Annotated in this window: 15 protein-coding genes; 5 read left to right on the forward strand and 10 right to left on the reverse strand. The window is 71.4% G+C overall.

The genetic code is table 11. The features are described 5' to 3' along the window. Window positions 1–74: 74 nt before the first annotated feature. Window positions 75–560, reverse strand: coding sequence for a carboxymuconolactone decarboxylase family protein (locus ACIQPR_RS24330; RefSeq protein ID WP_403651707.1), 486 nt, complete (start codon window positions 558–560; stop codon window positions 75–77). Window positions 561–784: 224 nt separating this feature from the next. Between ACIQPR_RS24330 and ACIQPR_RS24335 the strand changes: the two genes are divergently transcribed. Next, complete coding sequence (locus ACIQPR_RS24335; protein WP_403651710.1) at window positions 785–1417, forward strand: hypothetical protein; 633 nt, start codon at window positions 785–787, stop codon at window positions 1415–1417. Between the two features lie 22 nt (window positions 1418–1439). On the opposite strand, the gene ACIQPR_RS24340 is transcribed toward ACIQPR_RS24335, so the two are convergent. Then, window positions 1440–2612, reverse strand: coding sequence for a serine/threonine-protein kinase (locus ACIQPR_RS24340; protein WP_403651713.1), 1173 nt, complete (start codon window positions 2610–2612; stop codon window positions 1440–1442). A 151-nt stretch (window positions 2613–2763) separates the two neighbouring features. Between ACIQPR_RS24340 and ACIQPR_RS24345 the strand changes: the two genes are divergently transcribed. Further along, complete coding sequence (locus ACIQPR_RS24345; protein WP_403651715.1) at window positions 2764–3132, forward strand: signal peptidase I; 369 nt, start codon at window positions 2764–2766, stop codon at window positions 3130–3132. 11 nt (window positions 3133–3143) lie between these two features. Here the strand turns inward: ACIQPR_RS24345 and ACIQPR_RS24350 are convergent, their stop codons facing one another. From ACIQPR_RS24350 to ACIQPR_RS24375, 6 genes are all read right to left on the reverse strand, one after another. Next, a complete protein-coding gene (locus ACIQPR_RS24350; protein ID WP_403652661.1) occupies window positions 3144–4880 on the reverse strand; it encodes an RICIN domain-containing protein in 1737 nt (578 codons plus the stop codon). A gap of 92 nt (window positions 4881–4972) precedes the next feature. After that, window positions 4973–7129 carry a beta-galactosidase gene (locus tag ACIQPR_RS24355; RefSeq protein ID WP_403651717.1) on the reverse strand — a complete coding sequence of 719 codons (2157 nt, stop codon included), beginning with the start codon at window positions 7127–7129 and terminating at the stop codon, window positions 4973–4975. Between the two features lie 56 nt (window positions 7130–7185). Continuing rightward, complete coding sequence (locus tag ACIQPR_RS24360) at window positions 7186–8112, reverse strand: carbohydrate ABC transporter permease (protein ID WP_403651719.1); 927 nt, start codon at window positions 8110–8112, stop codon at window positions 7186–7188. Further along, a complete protein-coding gene (locus ACIQPR_RS24365) occupies window positions 8109–9026 on the reverse strand; it encodes a carbohydrate ABC transporter permease (RefSeq protein ID WP_403651721.1) in 918 nt (305 codons plus the stop codon). Before ACIQPR_RS24365 ends, ACIQPR_RS24360 begins: the two co-directional genes overlap by 4 nt. 70 nt (window positions 9027–9096) lie before the next feature. Beyond that, window positions 9097–10494, reverse strand: a complete 1398-nt coding sequence (locus ACIQPR_RS24370; protein WP_403651723.1) for an ABC transporter substrate-binding protein — start codon at window positions 10492–10494, stop codon at window positions 9097–9099. Between the two features lie 355 nt (window positions 10495–10849). After that, window positions 10850–11986: a LacI family DNA-binding transcriptional regulator gene (locus ACIQPR_RS24375; protein ID WP_403651725.1), complete on the reverse strand. Its 1137-nt coding sequence runs from the start codon at window positions 11984–11986 to the stop codon at window positions 10850–10852. A 245-nt stretch (window positions 11987–12231) separates the two neighbouring features. On the opposite strand from ACIQPR_RS24375, the gene ACIQPR_RS24380 reads away from it, so the two are divergent. The 3 genes from ACIQPR_RS24380 (at window position 12232) to ACIQPR_RS24390 (ending at window position 15120) form a co-directional block, all read left to right on the forward strand. Continuing rightward, window positions 12232–12363 carry a hypothetical protein gene (locus tag ACIQPR_RS24380; RefSeq protein WP_403651727.1) on the forward strand — a complete coding sequence of 44 codons (132 nt, stop codon included), beginning with the start codon at window positions 12232–12234 and terminating at the stop codon, window positions 12361–12363. Next, window positions 12360–14171, forward strand: coding sequence for an ABC transporter ATP-binding protein (locus ACIQPR_RS24385; protein ID WP_403651730.1), 1812 nt, complete (start codon window positions 12360–12362; stop codon window positions 14169–14171). Before ACIQPR_RS24380 ends, ACIQPR_RS24385 begins: the two co-directional genes overlap by 4 nt. Window positions 14172–14337: 166 nt before the next feature. Beyond that, entirely contained in the window at window positions 14338–15120 is a 783-nt protein-coding gene (locus tag ACIQPR_RS24390) for an alpha/beta fold hydrolase (protein WP_403651733.1), read from the forward strand. A gap of 11 nt (window positions 15121–15131) precedes the next feature. On the opposite strand, the gene ACIQPR_RS24395 is transcribed toward ACIQPR_RS24390, so the two are convergent. Both ACIQPR_RS24395 and ACIQPR_RS24400 read right to left on the reverse strand, forming a co-directional pair. Beyond that, the gene (locus tag ACIQPR_RS24395) at window positions 15132–15788 is read right to left on the reverse strand and encodes a response regulator (protein ID WP_403651736.1); all 657 of its coding nucleotides are present in this window, start codon (window positions 15786–15788) and stop codon (window positions 15132–15134) included. Further along, a complete protein-coding gene (locus tag ACIQPR_RS24400) occupies window positions 15785–17098 on the reverse strand; it encodes a sensor histidine kinase (protein ID WP_403651738.1) in 1314 nt (437 codons plus the stop codon). Before ACIQPR_RS24400 ends, ACIQPR_RS24395 begins: the two co-directional genes overlap by 4 nt. Between the last annotated feature and the right edge of the window lie 63 nt (window positions 17099–17161).

Raw genomic sequence — 17161 nt, forward strand, 5'->3', positions numbered from 1 at the left:
AGGCCCAGCGCGGTAAAGGCATGGAAAACAAATGCGGGCACCGGCCGGAAAAGCCGGTGCCCGCATTCCGTACGCTACTTCTTGACCGGCTGATAACCTCCCGGAACCATCCGCGTCGCGATGGCGATCCGGTTGTAGGCGTTGATGACGGTGGCCGCCCAGATCAGTGCGGCGAGCTGTGTCTCGTCGAAGACCTCGGCGGCCTCGGCGTAGACCGCGTCCGGCACCTGCCCGTCGTGCACCAGGGTCACGGCCTCGGTCAACGCCAGTGCGGCGCGCTCGCGTTCGCTGTAGAAGGGGGTCTCCCGCCAGGCGTTCAGCGCGTAGATCCGCTGCTCGGTCTCATCGGCAGCGCGCGCGTCCTTGGTGTGCATGTCGAGGCAGAACGCGCAGCCGTTGAGCTGCGAGGCGCGAATCCTGATCAGTTCCAGGATTTCCGGTTCGACCTTGGCGTCCTGGGCCGCGGTAACCGCGGCGGCGTGCAGGGCTCCCATGGCCGCGGACACGTCGGGAGTGGTCTTCTTCAGGGCCACACGGGATATCGAAGGCTCATTGCTCATAAGGCGACTCTAACCGCTGCACTGTATTCACCACAAAGGAACATCGGAATTGCGGCCCGGGGCGGTTCGACGCCATGTCCGGATCTTCCGGCAGCGGGGCGCCGCCGCCGGTCACACCTCCCTCTCATGGTCCCGTAAGCCGGAGCCACTACACTCTCCTCCCCTGACCGCGCACGCGCGGTCGGCTCCCGCCGCCGCGGGCACTGATTCATCGGGGGACATCGATGCGGGATCCAGGGAAGCCAGGGGCCGACGCCGGCGCGGGTTTCGAACGGCTGCTGTGCCGGGCGCTCGATTCAGGGCGGGTCAAGGAGGCGCTGGGCCGCTCCCGGGGGACGCTCGACCGCGAGTGCCTGCGCACCCACGCGCTGCGGGAACGCGCCGCGATCGCCGAGTCGGCGGCGGCCGAGTACCGCGAATACGTGGCGGCAGGCGGCCGACGGGACGCCCGGGGCGACCACGACACCCCGGCCGCGACCGGGAAGCGGGGCGGCGGCTGGCTGATGGCCGTACTCGCCTTCGTGGCCGTCGTCGCGGTCGCGCTGCTGGCGCTCGGCTTCGCCTTCCGCGCCTTCGTCGGACGGCCCTACGTCGGCGACGGCGTGATGACGGCGGGGCTGATCGTCGGCGCCGTGGCCGCCGGGGCGATCGTGGGAGACCTCGTCTGGTCGTGGAAGGCACCGGCCCAGGACCGCCCGGACCCGGACGGCACACCGTCCGGCGAGGAGCCGGCCGAGGACGGCTGGATACAGGAGGAGTGGGAACTCGCCCTGCTGGAATGGGGGTTGGTGCCCTTCCTGCTCGACTGCATCGAGGAACCGGGGCTCCTCGAACAGGACAACCGGCCCGCGCGCTGACTCCTGCGGGCCGGCCGGTGCGTCAGGGGCTCGCGGCGGCGGAGGGGCCCGGCGACGGAGTGTCCGCCGAACTGTGGTCGGGGGAGAACAGCGCCACCCCGACCAGCACCGCCCCGACGAAGATCAGCACGGCCGCGACGGTGCCCACCGTCCGCGAGATCCGCGAGCGCTGACCCGCGGCGGCCCGGACCCCCTCGCGCTGCCTGCGCCGCGTCCGGTGCGCCGGAGCCGTACTGCCGGCCGAGCCCGGGAAGGCGTACGTCGTCACGGAACCGGACGCCGTGTTCGCCCTGGGCTCGCCGACCCCCTCCCGGTAGCTCGCGCGTGCCCGCGGCTGGGGCTGGGGCGCGGCTGCGGGAAGGGGCTCGGAGTGTCCCTTCCAGGCGCCGCCGGCGAACCAGTTGGCCGCCTGGCCCGCCGTAGGACGGTCCTCGGGCCGCTTGGCCAGCAGACCGAGCAGATAGTTCTCGAACGCGGGCGGCAGCCCGACACCCAGCTCCCGTGGCGGCACGGGGGGCGTGTCGAGGTGGTGGTGCAGGACGGCGATGGCGCTGCTCGCGCGGAACGGCGGCTGGCCGACGAGGAGTTGGTAGAGCACACAGCCGAGCGAGTAGACGTCGGACGGCGGTCCGGCGGGCTGGCCGAGGGCCCGCTCGGGGGCGATGTACAGGCTCGTCCCGACGATCTGGCCGGTCGCGGTGAGCGCGCCGCTGGGGTCGTTCATGAACTGCGCGATCCCGAAGTCGGCGATCTTCACCGAGCCGTCTGCGTCGAGCAGCAGGTTGCCGGGCTTGATGTCCCGGTGCACGATGCCCTGTTCGTGCGCGGCGGCCATCCCGGCGGCCGAGTGGGCGGCGATACGGGCGACCTGCTCGGCCGGCAGGGGACCCGCCTGGGCGAGCACATGGGAGAGGCTGTCGCCCTGGACCAGCTCCATCACCAGGAACAGCCGGCCCTCCTGCTCGCCGAAGTCGAGCACACCGACCACATGGGGATGGCTGAGCCGGCCCGCGGTCTGCGCCTCCAGACGGAAGCGGGCGGCGGCGGTGGGTTCGGAGTTCTGGGCGTGCAGGAGTTTGACGGCCACCGGTCTGCCGCCCACCTCGTCGTACGCCTGCCAGACCTCGCCCATCGCGCCGCGTCCGATGGCGACGTGCAGCCGGTACCGGCCCGCTATCAGCACCTGTTGTTTCATCCTCACGCAGTGAGACCGACTCGACCGCTGCGGCCCATGTCCCTCTGCGGGGACGGGTGTTGGTGGGGATGCCGCAGCTTCCCTACCCTACTGGCGGGCCGAGGGTGTTCGCCCACGATCCGGCCACCGCGGCCGACTAAGGTCTGGATCCATGGGCGGAGACATTTATGTGGGAAACGCGGGCGAGGACGCCCCACTGGACAGAGGGTGGCTCCTCGGTCATTTCAAGGACGCCGACGATCCGCGTCACACCGACGCCGTGGAGGTCAAGTGGGGCATCCATCCCCAGGGCGACGAACGCCTGGAATGGGTGAGGGGTGACGAGCGGACCGCGCTCCTGGTGCTGGTCAGCGGCCGGTTCCGCGTGGAGTTCCCGGAGCGCGGGGTCGTTCTGGAGAAGCAGGGGGACTACGTCGTGTGGGGGCCCGGAGTCGACCATTCCTGGTTCGCGGAGGAGGAATCCGTGCTGGTGACGGTCCGCTGGCCGTCCGTGTCCGGCTACGCGGTGACACAGGAATAGCGAAGCGGGGTCTACTGGACGAGTTCCCAGTCCTGTGAGCCGTCGGTGAGCGCGGTCTGGAGCGTGAGTTGCGCTCCGGCGGTCGCGCCCGTCAGGTACAGGCTGGTGTTCTTGACGGACTGGAGCTTGTAGAAGCCGTCGCTCGTCCTGACGAGGTTCCAGCTCCCGGTGTCGCTGTTGTCGACCCACTGGCCGATCTTCTGGCCGGCCGTGGCGCTGCCGGTCCAGACGGCCGCCGCCCGGCCGCCCGCCTTGTTGAGCAGGCTCACCCCGCCGTTCGGCTCGGTCGTCGTGTGCCAGTACTGGGTGTCGGGGTTCGCCGCCGAGCCCGGCGCCTCCAGCCGGACGTCGGGCACGTCCGCGTTGCCGATGTTCGCGTCGTTGGTCCTGCCGCCGGTCCCGATCACCTGGTCGGTCCTGCGGTTGACCACCTGGTAGTAGGCGCCGTCGGAGTGGCCGAGGTCGACCTCGGCGAACTTGAGCGTGGAGGTGCCCTGGTTGTTGAGGATCACGACGCGGCCGGTGGCCGTGACGTACTGGAGGTTGCGGCTGTAACCGGCCGCCGAGGTCGTCTGGTACTCCTTCCAGGTGCCGTCACTACGCCCGGTGTCGTTGACCCAGACGTCGCCACTGCTCGCCGCGTTGTAGACCAGGCGTCCGCCGGGCTCCCTGACGAGGACCGGGCTGCCGCCCGTGGCGAGGGCGTGCGAGCCGGTGTCGACCGGCAGAGAGGTGACCGCCGTACCGGTGGCCGAGCCGCGGAAGAATTGCAGCGGGTTGTCGGCGATCACGTACCGGGTGTTGGCGCCGCCGCCCCAGTACTCGAAGGTCAGCATCCATCTGCCGTCCGCGGTGCGGACGACGTTCGCCATGCCGGGCCGGCCGCCGCCGATCTCCGACTTGCCGCCGCCCATGTCCTGGTTCAGGCCGGCGATGTCGACGACGGTCGAACTCCACGCGGCGCTCGTGCCGTCCCAGGTCCGGTGCGCGAGGATCTGGCCGTGCGAGTCCGTGGCCGTGTCGTTGGCAGGGTCCGTGGTGGCGACGCCGGTGGTCGCGTCGAAGCCGGTGTAGTCGTTCTCGTCGGAGTAGTAGCAGACGAGCCGGCCCTTGTAGACCATCAGGTACGGCTCCCAGACGGGGTCCACCTGCTGGTGGGTGTTGGCCGCCGCGATGTTCTGGCCGACCGCGCCCGCGCTGCCGCCCTGCCGGCCGCCGGTCGCGACGACGTTGACGACCTTCCACGTCGCGCCCTCGTCGGTGCTGGAGTACAGCGCTATCGCCACGTCCGCGCGGTCGCCGTCGTTGGTCGGCGTCCAGGTCGGGTCGGCCGCCTTGTGCTCCTTGTAGTAGGCGTCGTCGCCGGACACGACACTGGCGAGGAGGAGCGTGCCCTGCTTCAGGTTCCCGACGTCCTGGGGGAGCGTGTACAGGTAGGGGTTGGTCCAGTTGCTCGTGTACTTCGCGTACTGGGGATCGCTGGACAGATACGCCGGAGCCTTCACCTCCGACAGCGCCTGCCAGGTCGTACCGTGGTCGTCGCTCTTGTAGACCGGCAGTGTCTGCCCGTCGGCGCTGCCCGACGCCGGTACGACCGTCGACCTCTCGAAGGACGCGACGAGCCGGCCGCTCGGCAGCTCAGCCGACTTCGGGTAGATCGCGCAGTTGCCGCGCCCCTTCAGACACGCGTCACCGCCGAGCTGGTAGAGCGTGCCACCGGTCGGGTTGTACGCCTGGGCACTGACCATGGGCAGGGCGAGGATCACGGATGTGGCGGCGAAGGTTCCGAGGACTCGTGCGAACCGTCTTCTGTGCAAGGCCCCTCCTCAGGGGAGTCGGATCACGATCGGGTGGCTGTGCCGGACACGAGGACGCGTACGTCCCAGGCGCCCAGGCGCAGGGCCGAGCCGGTGGCCAGGGGGTCGCCGGTCAGCGCGTCGGTGAGGTCCGCGGGGGCCGGGACGCTCACCGGCTCCCAGCTCCAGTTGTGGACGATGTGGACACGGCGGCCGTCGGGCGCGGTCCCGGTGGTCGCCGTGACGGTGGCGGGCAGGTGCTGCCAGCCGCTGCGCGCGGCCGGGGCCAGCCACTCGGCGAGCGACCGGCCGAGGGCACGGTCCGGCACCGTACCGACGCAGGTGATCCGGCCCGCGCCGTGGACGCGGGTGGTCACCGCGGGCCGGCGGCCGTGGTGCGGGTGCTCGTAGGCGGCGAGGACCTCGGCGTCCAGGACCGTGAGGCCCTCGATCCACCGCGTGGCACTGGCGTTCGCGGGCAGCTCGAACGGGCCGCCGGGCACCGCGCGCACCGGCACGTTCTGTGTGAGGTTGCCGAACTCGTCGCAGCGCACGCCCGCCGCCGCGACGAGCCGACCGGGAGTGGGCTCGTGGCGGGCCCGTGCCTCGTGGTCGGCGTAGCCGGTGCGCGGGCCCAGGACCAGGTGGCCGCCGGCGTGCGCGTACGCCTCCAGCCAGTCGAGCGTGGAGTCGTCGACGACGTACAGGGCCGGGGCGACAAGCACCGGGTGGCGTCGCACCGCGTCCTGCGGGGTCGTGCCGTCCCGCTCGCCGCGCGGATCGTGCAGCTGACGGGCGTGCACGATGCGCACCTGGCGGCCCGCGTCGAAGGCGCCCCGGTAGAAGGAGTCGAAGAACCGGTGGTAGGCGGCGGTGTCCGGTCCGCCGTCGGCGGTCGCGAGCGGCGGGTACTTCTGCATCAGCCACTTGCTCGGCGTGGAGTACACCATCGCGATGTCCGCGTCCGGTTCGAGACCGGCGACGAGCGGGCCCGCGGTCTCCAACTCCGCGCCGAGACGCGCGATTTCGGCGTACGCGCGGCCGGGCAGGCCGCTGTGCGGGAGGACTCCGCCCCAGTAGGTCTCCGCGCCGAAACGCAGGGTCTGCCACTGCCAGTACTCGATCATCCGGGCCCCGCGCCCGACCAGCGCCCAGGCGGCCTGGCGCCACTGGCCGTCGTAGCCGGGCCGGTTGTCCCACGGGAAGCCGATGCTCTGGGCGTTGGTCTCGGTGACGAGGAACGGCTCCTGGCGCGAGGAGAACATCCAGTCGGCCGTCTGGTACATCGACCACACCCCGCTGGTCTTCCACTGCTGCTCGTGGTCGTCGGGGGTGGGGTCGGGCAGCAGGAGGCCGTCCTGCATGTCGTAGTACGGGTTGCCGGAGGCGATGTCGAGGCGGTCCGAGAGCTCGTCGTCCTCGACTCCCTGGCGGGTGTACGAGATGCAGGTGGTGACGAACTGGTCCGGCCGGGCGTACTCGCGGACCAGGTCGGCCTGCCAGCCGATGAACTCGGTGACCTGGCGGGCCTGGAACTCCCGCCAGGCGACGTCGTACTGGGGCTGTTCGTTGCCGTCCGGGGTCCACAGGTCGGCCCAGGTGGACAGGCGGTGGGACCAATAGACCAGTCCCCATTCGCGGTTGAGGGTCTCGACGTCGCCGTACTTCTCCCGCAGGTGGTCCACGAAGCGCTGGAAGACACCGTTGTTGTGCAGGAGGTGCAGCCCCGGCTCGTTGTCGACCTGCCAGCCGATGACCGCCGGGTGGTCGGCGTAGCGGGCGACCGTCCTGCGGATGATCCGCTCCGCGTGGAAACGGAACGCGGGGTGGGTGAAGTCGATCTCCTGGCGGGCGCCCCAGCCGAGGCGCTGTCCGGTGGCGTGCTCGGCGGTGATCTCCGGGTACAGGCGGACCAGCCACTGGGGAGCGGCGTAGGTCGGGGTGCCGATGACGACGGAGATGCCCCGTTCGTGGGCGCCGTCCAACACCGGTTGCAGCCAGTCGAGTTCGAACCGGCCGTTCTCCGGTTCCCACGTCGACCAGACCGACTCGCCGACCCGGATCACGGTGAAGCGCGCCTCGGCCATGAGGTCCAGGTCGGTCTTGAGCTGTTCTTCGGGCCGGGTGACGGAGCCGTAGGCGGGCGCGTACTCGTGGTAGTACGCGGCGCCGAACAGGACACGGGCAGGCAGAGCCGCCATGGGGGGAAACCTCCGGGGAAACGGGAAGGGGTACGTACGGGGGACGCGGGCGCGGGCTACTGCTTGACGCCGCCGGAGGCCAGGCCGCTCTGCCAGTACCGCTGGAGCATCAGGAACGCCACGACGAGCGGGACGATCGAGAGCAGCGAGCCGGTCACCACCAGGGCGAGCATGTCGCTGCTGGAGCCCGCCCCGCCGTTCTGGGCCTGCGCGGCCCAGGAGGAGAGGCCGACGGTGACGGGGTACAGGTTCGGGTTGTTGAGCATGATCAGCGGCAGGAAGTAGTTGTTCCAGGTCGCGACCAGCGTGAAGAGCAGGACGGTCACCAGCCCGGGGCCGAGCAGCCGTAGGACGATCCGGAAGAAGATCCGTGTCTCGCCGGCGCCGTCGATGCGGGCGGCCTCCAGGATGCTGTCGGGGACGGCGTCCTCGGCGTACACGCGCATCAGGTAGAGGCCGAAGGGGTTGACCAGGGACGGCAGGATGACTGCCCAAGGGGTGTTGACCAGGCCCGCCTTGGCGAACAGGAGATAGGTCGGGATCGCCAGCGCGGTGGCCGGGACCATCACGGCGCCCACGACGAGGTTGAACGCCGCCCGGTCGCCGCGGAAGCGGAACTTGGCGAACCCGTAGCCGCCGGCCGCCGCGAGCAGCGCCGCCCCGACCGAACTGACGCCCGCGTACATGACGGTGTTCAGCAGCCAGCGCACGAAGACGCCGTCGTCCTGGGCGAAGGTGGCCCGGATGTTCGCCGCCAGTTGCGGGGCGTGCGAGAACCACAGGCCGAAGGTGTTGAACAGGTCCTGGGTGCTCTTGGTCGAGGCGACCAGCAGCCACAGCAGCGGCAGCAGGAAGTACGCCAGGACGGCCAGCATGGCGATCGTCAGCGGGGTGCTGTGGCGCTTGCGGCGCCGCCGGCCCGCGGTGGCCGCGGTCCGCCGCGCGGGCGCGGCGAGGTCGGCCGTGGGAAGGGTGGTCGTCACGATGTCCTCCTGCGGTTGGCGGTGAGCAGGACGGCGTAGGAGACGATCACGATGACGAGGCCGAGGAGGAAGGACACCGTGGCCGCGTAGTTGACCTGCTGTCCGGTGAACGCGAGCGTGTAGGCGTAGAGGTTGGCGGTGTAGGAGCTGCTGATCACGTCCGGGGCGATGCTCATCAGCAGCTTCGGTTCGTTGAACAGCTGGAAGCTGCCGATCACCGAGAACAGCAGGGTGAGCAGCAACGCGGGCCTGAGGGCGGGCAGTTTGATGGACCACGCGATGCGCCAGGCGCCCGCCCCGTCCACGGCGGCGGCCTCGTACAGCTCCTCGGGGACGGTGCGCAGCGCGGCGTACAGGATGATCATGTTGTAGCCGACGAACTCCCAGGTGACGATGTTCGACAGGCTGCCGAGCATCCAGCCGTCGCTGAGGAAGTCCGGGGCCGGCAGGTGGAGATGGTGGCTCAGCTGGGCGAACGGGCCGAAGTCCGGCCCGTACAGATAGCCCCACATGAGCGCGGCGACCACGCTCGGCACGGCGTACGGGACGAAGATGCCGAGCCGGATCACCCGGGCGAAGCGCAGCAGCCCGCTGTCGAGGGCGAGCGCGAACAGCAGCGCCAGCAGCAGCATCAATGGGACCTGGATCACGAAGAACAGGGCGACGCGTACGACACCGTGGATGAGCTGGGGGTCGCCCAGGGCGCGGACGTAGTTGTCGAGTCCGACGAACGCCGTTCCGCCGATGAGCCGTTCCTGGAAGAGGCTCAGATAGGCGGCGTAGCCGAGCGGGGCGAGGAAGAGCAGCAGGAACAGCGTCATGAAGGGTGCGACGAACAGTGGCCCTGCCGACCGGCGGCGGGGCGCGCCGCCGCGCCGGCCCTTTGCGGAGGCCGCGGTTGTGGCAGTCATCATCGGGCCTTTCTGAGGGGTGGGGTGTGCCGGGGTCCGGGTCCCGCGCCGCCGCGCGGGACCCGGCGCGCCGTCAGGCCGAGTGGACCGTGAAGCCCTGGGTCTTGGCGTACGTGGTGAGCCGCGACTGCCAACTGCCCAGCGCGCGGACGGTGTTCGTCTTGTCGGCGAGGGACTTGCCGACGGTCTCGGTCCAGTCGGTGGCCGCCTGGTCGAGGAACGGGGGCCACTGGAAGGAGGAGTTGACCGTCGAGCTGATGTCGGCGAAGACCTGGTTGACCTTCTGCCCGCCGTAGAAGGCCGGCGCGTCCGACACGAAGTCGGCCTCCGTGAGCAGGGCCTTGGTCGCGGGGAAGAAGAACTGCTCGGTGGCGAACATCTTGGCGCTGGCCGGGTCGGTGTTGAGGAACTGGGCGAACACCGCCGCCTGGATGGGGTTCTTGGTGGAGCGGATGACGGCGGTGGTGGAGCCGCCCCAGTTGCCGGAGCTGGGCTTGGCCGCGTCCCACTGCGGGAGCGGGGCGGCGCGCCACTTGCCGGCGGTGGCCTTGGCGGAGCCGGAGAGGAAGACCGGGCCCCAGGCGGCGGTGAGCCAGGTCGCGTACTTGCCCTTGTTGAGGGCCGCGTACCAGGAGTCGGTGAAGTCCGGCTCCACGCCGATGACTCCGTCCTTGGCGAGCGCGCCCCAGTACGCGCCGAGCTTCTGGGAGACGGCGTCGTCCACACCGATGGTGATGTCGCTCTTGCCGGACAGCGCGTAGGGCTTGGCGCCCGCCTGCCACAACAGGCCGTGCCAGGCGGCCACTTGGTTGGCGGCGAGGTTGGTGAGGTAGACGTTCGGGTCGGCCTTGTGCAGCTTGCGGGCCGCCGCGGCGAACTCGTCCCAGGTGGTGGGGACTTCGATGCCGTGCTGGTCGAAGATGTCCTTGCGGTACAGCATGCCCATCGGGCCGGTGTCCTGCGGGATCGCCCAGATCTGCCCGCCGCTGCCGCTGACCTGGCTCCATGTCCAGTCCACGAACGTCGACTTGAGGGCCGAGGCGCCGTAGGGGCGCAGGTCCAGGAGGCTGTCGGTGATGGTGAAGGTGGGGATGGCCTGGTACTCGATCTGGACCATGTCAGGGGCGCCGCTGTTCGCCTTGAGCGCGGTGCGCAGCTTGGTGTACTGCGGGGTGCCCTGACCGGCGTTGACGACCTTGACCTTGACGGCCGGGTACTTCTTCTCGAAGAGCGCGACCTCCTTGTCGATGTTCGGGACCCAGGTCCAGAACGTCAGCTCGGTCGGCGTCTTCATCGCCTTGTCGATGTCGGCCTGGCCGACCGGCTTGGTGGCGGCGGTCGAGCCGCCGGAGCCGCTGCCGCCGCAGGCGGTGAGGGCGGCGCCCAGTGACAGGGCGCCGGTGGTGGCGAGGAAGCCCCGACGGCTCATCGGGAAGGGGCCGGGCATGGACGAAGGGGTGTTTCTGGGCATGGTGGACTCCCGCCGGTGGCGAAGGTGACGGCACGCCTGGCAAGGGCGTGCGGAGGCGTGCTGGGGAGGGCGCGGACGCGCCGGCCGAGGCACGGACGCCGACGGGGTCGGGCACGCGTCCTCGTGGACCGGGCCGACGACTTCTCCGGATGCGGAGGGGCGGTCGTGGCCGAGGAGGAGAAGAAGGGGGAACGGCGACGGGGACGGTGGGGGAGGGCGGCTCGCCGTCTGCCGGTCTCGGGAACGCCCTTGTCCGGCAAGGCCGTTCGGAGGGCCGGGGGTGACCGGGACCTGTGGTCCGTCCTGGGGTCACGCACCGGCCGTGCGCTCGTGCTGTCCGGGCTGACCGGCTTCGTCACTGGTGGGTGGCCGGACCTCCGTTCGGCGGCGGAGTCCGGTGCGCGTCCCCGAGGGAGCGGGCGGTGCCGCGACCGCCGCGGGCCGGGGTCCTCCGGCTGGGCGGCGGCGCGGTCGAGGTACGGACGACGAGGTCGACCGGCGGCGGGCTCGACGGCAGGGGAGCCGCGTCCGGGTTCTCGATGGCGTGCACCAGCCGTTTGAGTCCTTCCTGCGCCACGGCGTCGAAGGGCTGGCGCACGGTGGTCAGCGGAGGGGTCACATAGGCGGCGACCGGGATGTCGTCGAAGCCGACGACGCTGACGTCCCCGGGGACGCGCAGTCCGGCCTCCGTCAGCGCCCGGACCAGTCCGATCGCCATGTCGTCGTTGGCGGCGAACACCGCGGTGACACCGCCGTCCTCGGCCAGTCGGCGGCCGGCCCGGTACCCGGACGCGGCCGACCAGTCGCCCTCGACGGGCGGTGGTACGGCTCTGCCGTGTGCGGTCAGGGTGGCCCGCCAGCCGTCGAGACGGTCCCGCGCGGCGTACCACCGCTGCGGGCCCGCCAGGTGATGGACCGTCATATGGCCCAGTTCCAGGAGGTGTTCGGTGGCGGTGCGGGCCATCAGGTCGGCGCCGTCGCCCGCGGTGAGCACGAGCGGCGCGGAGACCGGCGAGGGCGCCCCGAGGACGAGCACCGGCACGCCGACCCGCGCGGACACGCCCTCGCCCTCCTCCTCGATCGGTTCGGAGACGACGATGCCGTCCACGCCCTGGTCGAGGAGCGAGTCCACGGCACCGGCCATACCCGCCGGGTCGCCTTCCACCGTGTTGACCACGCGCAGCGCGTAGCCGGTGTCCCGGACGACCCGCTCGACCCCCATGAGGAGCGAGGCCGGACCGTACAGGGCGGTGCCGAGCGTGACCACACCGATGGACCTGGTGCGTCCGGAGGCCAGGGCCCGGGCGGCGCTGTTGCGCCGGTAGCCGAGTTCCTCGGCGGCTTCGAGGACGCGCCGCCGGACCTCCGCGGAGACGTACTGCTCGTCGTTGAAGACCCGCGAGACCGTCTTCTGCGAGACCCCGGCCAGCCGTGCGACGTCCACGCTGCGCGGCGCCGCGGTGTTACCGCTCCGCCCTGCCCCTCGCGTCATGGTGCCTCCGATGGCCGGTTTCTCGGTCTGGCTGCGCAGTCATGTCTGCGCTGTCATGTCTACGCAGTCATAAGGCTGTCGTCAAGAGTCCGGAACGCATCCGTAACGTCACCGCGGGCCGCACAGGGCGCGGACGCACCGGTTAGGGATTCGGTAAGGGAACATCATCCAACCCTCACCTCCCCTCCTGAGTCCGCCAACTCCCGCCCCCGTACTACCGGTTGCCAACTCAGAGAACTCAGAGAATGGGGAACGACGTGTCCTTCGCGAAGATCACCCTGGCCAAGAAGGCCAAGAAGAAGGAGTGCGCCAAAGAAGCGCACCACAAGCACCACGGGAAGAAGCACCACCGCAAGCACAAGAAGCACGGCAAGTGACGGCTGTGCCGGGGTCCACCCGTCCGCCTGACCCGGACCCCGGCACGGACTGGAACCGGACGGCGGCCGAAGAACACCGCACGTCCCGTATACGACACGCCCGCGTCGCCCCGCTCGCCGCGTTCCGCGCCTTCTGGCCCCTGGTCCGCGGCAACCGCGTCGCCGTCCTCGCCGCGGCCCTGCTCCTCGTCGCCGCCTCGGCCGCCGACGCCGTGGCGATCTCCCTCGCGGGCCGCCTCACCGACGACGTCCTCGCCCCCGGCGACCTCGACGCCTTCTGGGGCCCGGCCGCGCTCTGGCTCGGCCTCGCCGTGGCCGGCGCGGCGGCCTCCGCCGCGGGCAGTTATCTCTCCGGCTGGACCAGCGAGCACTTCCTCCTGGGCCTGCGCGACCACGTCTTCGAACACCTCCAGCGCATCCCGCCGGACACCCTCGACCGCTACGGCACCGGCGACCTCGTCACCCGCCTCACCGGCGACATCGAGATCGTGGAGACCCTGGTCGCCGCCGCCCCCGTCGAACTGATCACCTCGGCCGCCGGTGCCCTCGTCTTCGCCGCCGCCGCGTTCCGGACCAGCTGGCAGCTGGCGCTCATCACCCTCGGCGCCGCCCCGCTGATCTGGCTCGGCGCCCGCGTCTTCGGCACCCTCATGCGCACCGCCAGCCGCGCCGAACGCGACAGCAACGGCCGGCTCGCCTCCCTCCTGGAGGAGAGCCTCGCCAACATGCCCCTGGTGCAGGCCTACGGCCGCCAGCGCGCCGAACACGGCAAGGTGCACCGCGAGGGCCGTGTCTGGATGCGGGCCGGACTGCGCCAGATCCGGCTGTCCTCCGTGTACGGCCCGCTCGGTGAACTCCTGGAGACCCTCAGCGTGCTGGCCGTGATCGGCGCCGGGGCGTGGCAGATCTCCGAGCACCACCTCACCGTGGGCGGCCTGCTCTCCTTCGCCGCCTTCCTCAGCTACCTCCACCCGCGCCTCCAGGAACTCGGCGAACTCCTCGTCGGCGCCTCCACCGCCACGGCGGCCTGCGAGCGCCTGATGGAGATCCTGCGCACGCCCCCCGCAGCCGAGACGACGCCCCGCCCCGACGTGCCGCCACTGCCCGAACCCGTACACGGCGCCGTCACCTTCCAGGACGTCGGCTTCTCCTACCCGGGCGCGCCGGGCCCCGTCCTGCACGACCTGCGACTCCACATCCCCCCGGGCCTGTTGGTCGCCGTCACCGGAGCCAGCGGCGCCGGCAAGTCCACCCTCGGCAAACTCCTGCTGCGCTTCCACGAACCCACCCGGGGCCGCATCCTCCTCGACGGCCGGGACATCGCCGAACTCCCGGTCGACGAGGTCCGCCGCCACATCACCCTGCTCCCACAGGACAGCATGCTGTTCGACGACACGATCCGCGCGAACATCGTCTACGGCCGCCCCGACGCCACCGACAGCGAGGTGCTGGCCGCCGCCGTCGCGGCCGACGCGCACGGATTCGTCGGCGCGCTGCCCGAGGGCTACGACACCCCGGTCGGCAAGCACGGCAACAACCTCTCCGGCGGCCAGCGCCGCAGGATCGCCCTGGCCCGCGCCATACTGCGCACCGCGCCCGTACTGATCCTCGACGAACCCACGACGGGCCTCGACGACGCGGCGACCGCCCGCATCATGGCCCCCCTGCGCCAACTCACCGCGGGCCGCACGACCTTCCTCATCACCCACGACCGCCGCCTGGCCGACCTCGCCGACCTCGTCCTCCACCTGACCGACGCCACCGCCGTCGTGACGGCCCCCGGACAGCTCGCGACCGAGGCGGCCTGAGCGCGCCCCGTCGCCACCTCCGCTCCCGTCGATCTCGATCTCGATCGCGTTGCGGACGACGGCGGGCGACACAACTCCCTTGTGTCCAGGGCAGGATGCGGACCGTCCCGGTCAACGACCGTGCCGCCGACCGGCGGACGGCCGCCGCACTCCAGGAGAGACACGCATGCCGAAACTCGAAGTCGACGGCGCGGTCCTCGTGTACGACGACGAGGGCCCCCGCGACGGAGCCGCCGTACCGCTGGTGTTCATCCACGGCTGGACGGCCGACCGCCACCGCTGGGACCACCAGTTCGCGCACTTCGCGGCCGAACGCCGGGTCGTCCGGCTGGACTTGCGGGGGCACGGCGAGAGCACCGGGGCCGGGGCGCGGACCGTCGACGAACCGGCCGCCGACGTCGTCGCGCTCCTCGACCACCTGGGGATCGACCGCTTCGTGCCGGTCGGGCACTCCATGGGCGGCATGATCGCCCAGACCCTGGCCCTCGCCCACCCCGAGCGGGTCCGGCGGCTGGTGCTGGTCGACTCGATCAGCCGCATGACCTACAGCCGGGCGCGCGGCGCCGTGCTGGCCCTGTCCACGCTGCTGCCGTTCAAGCTGTTCGTCGCCGCCAACATTCAGCGCGCCTTCGCGCCCGGCCACCCCAAGGAACGGATCCGCGCGTACATCGACGCCTCCGCCGCCACGCCCCGCGAGGTCGTCATGACCTGCTACGGCGCCATGCGCGCCTTCGACGTACTGGACCGCGTCCACGAGATCACCGTGCCCACGCTCATGGTGCACGGCTACCGCGACATCCAGCTGCCGCTCTCGCAGCTGCTGCGGATGGCGAACGCCTACCCGGACGCGGTCGTCCGGATCGTCGACGCCGGTCATGAACTGCCCGTGGAGAAACCGGCCGAACTCACCGCGCTCCTCGCCGAGTTCGTGGCCGCGCCGACGGACTGAGGGGCGGGACCTCAGGCCGGCCGGACCAGCCCGGCGTCGTAGGCGAAGATCACCGCCTGGACCCGGTCCCGGGCGCCGATCTTGGCGAGGACGCGGCCGACGTGGGACTTGACGGTGGACTCGGCGAGGCAGAGGCGTTCGGCGATCTCGGTGTTGCTCCAGCCCGAGGCCATGGCCGTGAGGATCTCGCGCTCGCGGTCGGTGAGGGTGTCGAGGCGGCGGTCCTGCTCGGGGGTGCGGCCGGGCATCCGGTCGCCGAAGGCGTCGATGAGCTTGCGGGTCAGCCCGGGGGAGATGACCGCGTCCCCGGCGGCCACCGCCCGGATGCCCGCGACCAGTTCCTCGGGCAGCGCGTCCTTGAGCAGGAATCCGCTGGCCCCGGCGCGCAGCGCCGCGTACGCGTACTCGTCGAGGTCGAAGGTGGTCAGGACCAGGACGCGGGAGCGGCCCCCGGACCCGACGATGCGGCGGGTGGCCTCGATGCCGTCCATGCCCGGCATGCGGACGTCCATCAGGACCACGTCGGGCCGGAGTTCGGCCGTGAGCCGGACCGCCTCGACGCCGTTGGTGGCCTCGCCGACGGTGCTCAGGTCGGGGTACTGCTCGATGAGCATGCTGAAGCCGAGGCGTTGCAGGGCCTGGTCGTCGACGATGAGGACGGTGGTCATGCCGGGTGCTTCTCCGTCGGGTCGGGGGCGGTCGAGGCGGGTCGGAGCAGCGCGTGGACGGTCCAGCCGCCACGGGAGTTGGGGCCCGCGGTGACCTGCCCGCTGTAGAGGGCGGCCCGTTCGCGCATGCCGAGCAGGCCCTTGCCCTGCTCGTCGGTGCCGGGTGCGCCGTGCGGGCCGGTGTCCTCGACGGTGACGCGCACGGCCTCCGGGTCGGCCGCGACCGTCACCTCGACGGTGGTGTCCGGTGCCGCGTGCTTGAGCGTGTTGGTGAGGGCTTCCTGCACGATGCGGTGGACGGCGAGCTGAAGTCCCTGCGGAAGACCGGTGAGTTCGCCCTTGAGCCGCAGCGTGGCGGCGGGGCCCGCGGCCCGGACCCGCTCCATCAGCGCGCCCAGATCGGACAGTCCGGGCTGCGGCGCCAACGGAGGGTCGGCCGGCTCGTCCTCGTGGATGACGGCGAGCAGTCTGCGCAGTTCGGCCAGGGCGCCGCGCCCGCTCTCCGCGATGATCCGCAAGGTGTCCGCGCCCCGCTTCGGTCTGCTCTCCGCGAGCCCCGCCGCACCGCCCGCCAGACCCACGATCACGGCGAGCGTGTGACCGAGGATGTCGTGCATCTCCCGTGCCACCCGGGCGCGTTCACCGGCCGCGGCCAGCCGGGCCCGCTGGTCCCGCTCCACCTCAAGCCGTACGGCGTGCTCCTGAAGCGCCTCGATATAGGCGTTGACCAGTTTCCCGGCCAGCCCCAGCGCGGCCATCGACAGCACGGCGACCGCGGCGAGGAACGCCAGCACCGGGGTGCTGGTCACCTCGTGCGCCGTCCCGCCGCCGTCGAAGAACACGATGGACACGAGCGCCTGTACGGTCATGTACGCGACGGCGACGGCGAGCTGGCCGGGCGCGCCGAAGCGCCCCACGTTGAGCAGCGCCACCAGTTGCGTGGCGCCCGCCCCGGAGTCCACCCCCAGGATCAGCGACACCTGGGAGACGGCGACCACGACGACGAACACCGGCACCGGCCGCCGCTGCCGCCACAGCAACGGCAGGACCAGCCCCGCCGTGGTCGCCAGCATCGCCAGGAAGGCACCGGCGGAGACCTCGGCGGCGCGCACCAGGGCGGGGACACCGCCCAGAGCGTAGGCCGCCGGCACACCCCAGCGCCTGACCCGCGGATGGGCCACATCGGCTGCCCTGACCCGCCCCAGCCAGGCGAGCAGACGGACGACGGACCGGTACTCGGAGTCGCCCAGCCGGGTCCGCCCCATCAGACTCTCCGGCTGGAACGATCCGGTCGTCGGTGGTGCGGTCACGGGGTACAACCTCCCTCTCCACGGTCCGGGCCGCCCGCCCCGGCCCCCACGGGAGGCGGGCGA

It is taken from the genome of Streptomyces sp. NPDC091280, assembly GCF_044768565.1.
In the GTDB taxonomy this organism is placed as follows: Bacteria; Actinomycetota; Actinomycetes; order Streptomycetales; family Streptomycetaceae; genus Streptomyces.

Coding starts and splice junctions, on each gene's coding strand:
- ACIQPR_RS24330 (WP_403651707.1), bottom strand. CDS start 560: ATGAGCAATGAGCCTTCGATATCCCGTGTGGCCCTGAAGAAGACCACT.
- ACIQPR_RS24335 (WP_403651710.1), top strand. CDS start 785: ATGCGGGATCCAGGGAAGCCAGGGGCCGACGCCGGCGCGGGTTTCGAA.
- ACIQPR_RS24340 (WP_403651713.1), bottom strand. CDS start 2,612: ATGAAACAACAGGTGCTGATAGCGGGCCGGTACCGGCTGCACGTCGCC.
- ACIQPR_RS24345 (WP_403651715.1), top strand. CDS start 2,764: ATGGGCGGAGACATTTATGTGGGAAACGCGGGCGAGGACGCCCCACTG.
- ACIQPR_RS24350 (WP_403652661.1), bottom strand. CDS start 4,880: ATGGTCAGTGCCCAGGCGTACAACCCGACCGGTGGCACGCTCTACCAG.
- ACIQPR_RS24355 (WP_403651717.1), bottom strand. CDS start 7,129: ATGGCGGCTCTGCCTGCCCGTGTCCTGTTCGGCGCCGCGTACTACCAC.
- ACIQPR_RS24365 (WP_403651721.1), bottom strand. CDS start 9,026: ATGATGACTGCCACAACCGCGGCCTCCGCAAAGGGCCGGCGCGGCGGC.
- ACIQPR_RS24370 (WP_403651723.1), bottom strand. CDS start 10,494: ATGCCCAGAAACACCCCTTCGTCCATGCCCGGCCCCTTCCCGATGAGC.
- ACIQPR_RS24375 (WP_403651725.1), bottom strand. CDS start 11,986: ATGACGCGAGGGGCAGGGCGGAGCGGTAACACCGCGGCGCCGCGCAGC.
- ACIQPR_RS24380 (WP_403651727.1), top strand. CDS start 12,232: ATGGGGAACGACGTGTCCTTCGCGAAGATCACCCTGGCCAAGAAGGCC.
- ACIQPR_RS24390 (WP_403651733.1), top strand. CDS start 14,338: ATGCCGAAACTCGAAGTCGACGGCGCGGTCCTCGTGTACGACGACGAG.
- ACIQPR_RS24395 (WP_403651736.1), bottom strand. CDS start 15,788: ATGACCACCGTCCTCATCGTCGACGACCAGGCCCTGCAACGCCTCGGC.